This is a genomic window from Bradyrhizobium viridifuturi, from assembly GCF_001238275.1.
GTDB lineage: Bacteria > Pseudomonadota > Alphaproteobacteria > Rhizobiales > Xanthobacteraceae > Bradyrhizobium > Bradyrhizobium viridifuturi.
In genome coordinates this window covers 1-480 of record NZ_LGTB01000138.1, presented here as the reverse complement: position 1 = coordinate 480, position 480 = coordinate 1, and the positions used below count along the sequence as shown (strand labels likewise).

The window sequence follows — 480 nt, the reverse complement described above, 5'->3', positions numbered from 1 at the left end:
TTCAACCCAGTCGGAGAATGCCAGATGGCCAAAAAGCCACCGTCTACCTCGCCCTTCAAGACCGTACACCCAATCACTTCATCGAAGATCAAGCGCCTTGCAGGCGTTGCGACGGCCACGCCGAGCAAGCTATCGAACAAGCAAACCCAGGAACTCGGAGCATCCGTGCTGCGACACATTGAGCCGAGAGGCGGTAAGGTGAAGTAACAGTATAAGCCCTTTTTCATTTGAGCATTAGCTGGGCCGCGCGGGCCATGTCCGCTCGGTCTACCGCTTTCGGTAGGTTGCAACCTCGGCGGGGGTGTGCAACCTGCCGGGACTTTGATCCCCGCGGAGAGGCGTACGCCCATGAAGCGAATGTCGGCCCGTGAAGCGATCATCGCTGTCTCCCTCTTGGTCGTCTTCGCGCTTGCGATTTGGTTTGGCGCTATGCCGTGAAGGCCGAGCACGCGGCGATCGGCCTCGATGGCCACACTTCGA

At 59.2% G+C, this 480-nt stretch carries 1 protein-coding gene; it reads left to right on the top strand.

From position 1 onward, the window contains the following. Positions 1–207 (top strand): hypothetical protein (locus ALC15_RS45735; protein ID WP_210168635.1); only part of this gene is annotated, 207 nt, incomplete at its 5' end. Between the last annotated feature and the right edge of the window lie 273 nt (positions 208–480).